Source organism: Planktosalinus sp., assembly GCF_059864935.1.
On sequence record NZ_JCBCCK010000132.1, the window covers coordinates 1 to 4,390 of the forward strand.

Consider the following 4,390-nt stretch of genomic DNA (forward strand, 5'->3'; position numbering starts at 1 on the left):
TCAAATTTGCTTTGAAGTAAATTCCTGATGTTGTCATCAGTTTTCATTTGCCGCAATTTTCGCATTTGCTGCGGTCGTTTACCAAAAACGTTGTAAAGAAAATCAGCGGGGTTAAAAATGGAACTTAACACCTTTGATACGGCACCGGGTTGGCTTTGTCCACCTTCATATCCGGTGTTTAAACCGGAGATACTGTACCTGTAATTGTCATATATGGGGATAATTCTGGCATCTATCTCCAGATAGCCCGTTAACTGAACCGGCCTGAGCACCACCTCTTCCAAAGCGATGCCCAGCTCAGTCATTTTTATTTTGATATCACCAAAACGAAACCAGTCATTGGTCACTCTCACCCTGATGGATTTAAAACCCAAATAGCTGAAATACAGGGTATCATTCACACGTGCCGGAATTGAAAACGAACCGTCTTCTTTTGAAATTGACCCAACCACTTGATTCATATTGACGATATGAACATTCTCAATGGGAACATCATTGGCGTCGTTTAATACTTTACCTTTTATAAGGTGGTTTTCTTCCTGAGAATAAAGCATTCCCGAAAAAGTGAGAAAAATAAGTAATAAACGTAATTTATTCATAGCATAAACAGTGGGCTAAATATAGAAATATAGCGTCAAATGATGTATAATATTATTGATATTATGCAAAAATTAACAAGACTATCCTTTTCTTCTGCGTCTGCCCCCTGTGCCTTGTGGTTTAAAGTCGGTTGACCTTCTTTTACCACCACCCGCAAATTTGGAGCCATCTTTTTTACCGAAATCACGATTGCCCCTGTCCTTATTTCTGTCGCCTCTAAAACCGTCATCTTTTGGTTTTTTGCCAAAAGATTTATCATCCCTGCGTCTGCGGTTGCCCCGGTCCCTGCCGGCACCTTCACTTGAAACTTCTACATTGACATTTCTGCCCTCAAGTTTGAAGTTTTCAAAAATACCCAACACCAAATCCTGATGTGTAGCATCTGTATTGAAAAATGAAAAGCTATCTTTGACATCCACACGATACACATCATCTTTTCCGAGATTGAGTAAATCCCTTAAAAAGTCTTTAAGGCTCATCCAGTCAAAACCGTCTTTAGAACCAATGTTTAGGAAAAATCTGGTAGTATCTTCAGTTCCACGGTCTTCCACAGTTCTTCCTTCGGATGCGTTAAGGTCTTTGGCATTTTTATATCTGTCGTAAAAACGGCTGAATTCTACCGAAAACACTTTTTTAATTAAATCGCCTTTGCTGAGATCCACCAATACCTCTTCAATACTTGGTAAGTAAGCATCGATATCGTGATTGATTTCGGTATTTTTAATTTTGTTGACCAGGTGAAACAATTGAACTTCACAAATTTCCATTCCGTTTGGAATTTCTTTGGCCACAAATTTCTGCTGAATGTTTTTTTCGATAGTACGAATTTTTCTCACTTCGCTTTTAGAAACGATGGTCATGGAAACCCCTGTTTTTCCGGCGCGTCCGGTTCTTCCGCTTCTGTGGGTATAAATTTCAATTTCATCAGGAAGCTGGTAGTTGATTACGTGTGTAATATCATCAACGTCAATTCCTCGTGCTGCTACATCGGTGGCAACAAGCATCTGGATTTGCCTGTTTCTGAACGACTTCATTACCATATCACGTTGATTCTGGCTTAAATCGCCGTGAAGTGCCGCAGCGTTGTAACCGTCCTCAATTAAGTTTTCGGCAACTTTTTGGGTATCTCTTTTGGTACGGCAAAAAACTACAGAGAAAATATCCGGATTGGCATCAGCCAGTCTTCTTAGTGCCTGATAACGGTCACGGGCATTCACTGTGTAATATTCGTGTGAAACGCTTTTTGTACCAGTATTTTTTGTGCCCACGGTAATTTCAACCGGGGTGTGCATAAATTTTTTGGCGATACTGGAAACTTCCTTTGGCATGGTTGCAGAAAACAACCAAGTGCTTTTCTCTTTTGGTGAATGGGAAAGGATTTCAGTGATGTCTTCATAGAAGCCCATGTTCAACATTTCATCGGCTTCATCGAGTATGCAATACTCAATTTTTGAAATATCGATCATCCTTCGGGAAATCATATCTTTCATCCTGCCCGGAGTGGCAACGATGATCTGTGCCCCGCGGTTGATGTCCCGGGACTGGTCTGTTATGCTGGCACCACCATAAATGGCTACAACATTCAAGCCTGACACATACTTGCTGTAAAGTTTTAATTCGTTGGTGATTTGTAAACAAAGTTCCCTTGTAGGGGAAAGGATAAGACCTTGTGTAACCTTGCTTTTTGGGTCTATTTTCTGAATTAGCGGAAAGCCAAAGGCGGCTGTTTTTCCTGTTCCTGTTTGCGCTAATGAAACCAGGTCGGTTTCTTTACTGAGTAGTATGGGTATTGTTTTGATTTGAACTTCTGAAGGGGTTTCAAAACCCATGTCGGCCACTGCCCGCAATAAGGCCTCATTGAGACCTAAGTCTGTAAAATTTGTCATATAATTTTTTAAATTGGGTGCAAAGGTAAGCTAAATTATTGGTTTGCAGTAAACAGCGACCATCAATTATTTGTATCTTAATGATATAATGCTTTTTATGTAAATCTCAATACTTTTGAAGGAAATCAATGAGTTGTTGAATGGCCTTACCGCGATGCCCTATTTTGTTTTTGAGCGAAAGATCCATCTGTGCAAATGTTTCATTGTAGCCATCGGGTTTGAATATGGGGTCATAGCCAAAACCTTTATCACCTGTTTTCTCCTGAGTAATCGTTCCTTTACAAATTCCGGTAAATGTGTGGGTTTCTAAACCAAGATTCAACGCAATAACGGTTTTGAATTGCGCACTACGGTCGTTTTTGCTTTTGAGCTTTGCCAGTAATTTGTCCATATTGTCATCGGCGTTTTTATGTTCACCTGCATAACGGGCACTGTACACTCCGGGTGCGCCATCAAGGGCGTTCACTTCCAGGCCGGTGTCGTCAGCAAAGCAGTTGTAACTGTAATTGGTTTTTATGTAGTTTGCTTTTTGAATGGCATTTCCGTCAATGGTTGGGGCTGTTTCCGGGATGTCTTCTTTGCAACCAATGTTTTCAAGACTCAATAATTCAATAGTTTCGGGCATCAACGCTTGCACTTCTTTGAGTTTATTCAGGTTGTTTGTGGCAAAGACAAGTTTCATGTTTTATTGGTTTCGGGCCTGCCTACCGTAGGTAGGTTTCGTGTAAAATTAAGAATTAAAAAATTGGAATTTGGAGTTTGGTGCTTGGCACTTGGTATTTCTTAACATCTACCTATGGTGGTAGGGCTCATTTTTTAAAATTGTAAACCCTCTGTACAATTGCTCCAGGAAAAACAACCTGACCATTTGATGTGAAAAGGTCATTTTTGAAAGGGAGATTTTTCCATGAGCTCTTTGGTAAACTTCTTCGCTGAAACCGTAAGGACCACCAATAACAAACACCAATTGTTTTAAACCGCTGCTCATTTTTTTACTTAAAACCTCTGAAAAACCCACAGAAGTATATGATTTTCCGTTTTCATCCAAAAGAATTAATTCGTCGCTTTGATTTACCTGCCTCAGGATTAGTTCACCTTCTTTTTGTTTTTGTTGAAGTTCAGAAAGTGATTTGGTGTTTTTTAAATCGGAAATGACTTTAAATTCAAAAGGAATGTAAAACCTCAACCTTTTAATGTAATCATCCATAAACAACTGGAGATTTTTACTATCAGTTTTACCAACGGCAATTAATTTAATTTTCATAAAAGTACTATTGAAAGCTGAAATTCAGAATGTCAGATTGCAAATTAATTTGGTGGTGTAAATTAGTTAATTTTCCTTGTGAATTCCCTATTTTAGCTAAAAAATTAATCACTATGATTTCTCAGAAATTACTGGACAAGGAGCTTAGTTTCATCATTTCAAATGCCATCAGGGAAGATGTGGGCGACGGCGACCACAGTTCGTTGGCGTGCATTCCTTATGATGCCGTGGGCGAAGCCAAACTTTTGGTAAAGGACAAAGGCATCATTGCCGGAGTAGAGTTTGCCAGACAGGTTTTTGATTTTGTAGATTCAACCTTGGAAGTCGAAGTCTTGATTCCCGATGGCAATCAAGTGAAGTACGGGGATATTGTTTTTTATGTTTCCGGCTTGTCACAATCCATTTTAAAAGCCGAAAGATTGGTGTTGAATGCAATGCAGCGAATGAGTGCCATTGCTACAAAAACCAGCGAGTTTGTTAAGGTGCTTAAAGGCACTAAAACCAAAGTACTTGATACCCGAAAAACTACTCCCGGAATCAGGGCTTTGGAAAAGTGGGCGGTGAAAATAGGTGGTGGTGAAAATCACCGGTTTGCTCTGTATGATATGATTATGCTCAAGGACAACCACATCGATTTTGC

Annotated in this window: 5 protein-coding genes; 1 reads left to right on the top strand and 4 read right to left on the bottom strand. The window is 39.7% G+C overall.

Features of this window, described 5'->3' with window-relative positions:
• From AC6F75_RS05655 to rlmH, 4 genes are all read right to left on the bottom strand, one after another.
• A partial coding sequence (locus AC6F75_RS05655; protein WP_500713979.1) for a carboxypeptidase-like regulatory domain-containing protein occupies nucleotides 1–599 on the bottom strand: 599 nt, incomplete at its 3' end.
• 81 nt (nucleotides 600–680) lie between these two features.
• Nucleotides 681–2,486 carry a DEAD/DEAH box helicase gene (locus AC6F75_RS05660; RefSeq protein WP_500713980.1) on the bottom strand — a complete coding sequence of 602 codons (1,806 nt, stop codon included), beginning with the start codon at nucleotides 2,484–2,486 and terminating at the stop codon, nucleotides 681–683.
• Nucleotides 2,487–2,592: 106 nt separating this feature from the next.
• On the bottom strand, nucleotides 2,593–3,168 hold the full coding sequence (locus tag AC6F75_RS05665; RefSeq protein WP_500713981.1) for a non-canonical purine NTP diphosphatase: 576 nt from the start codon (nucleotides 3,166–3,168) through the stop codon (nucleotides 2,593–2,595).
• A 108-nt stretch (nucleotides 3,169–3,276) separates the two neighbouring features.
• Nucleotides 3,277–3,750 (bottom strand): 23S rRNA (pseudouridine(1915)-N(3))-methyltransferase RlmH, encoded by a 474-nt coding sequence (gene rlmH / locus AC6F75_RS05670; protein ID WP_500713982.1) that lies wholly within the window; start codon nucleotides 3,748–3,750, stop codon nucleotides 3,277–3,279.
• Nucleotides 3,751–3,863: 113 nt separating this feature from the next.
• Here rlmH and AC6F75_RS05675 point away from each other — a divergent pair.
• On the top strand, nucleotides 3,864–4,390 hold a 527-nt coding region (locus AC6F75_RS05675; RefSeq protein ID WP_500713983.1), incomplete at its 3' end, for a nicotinate-nucleotide diphosphorylase.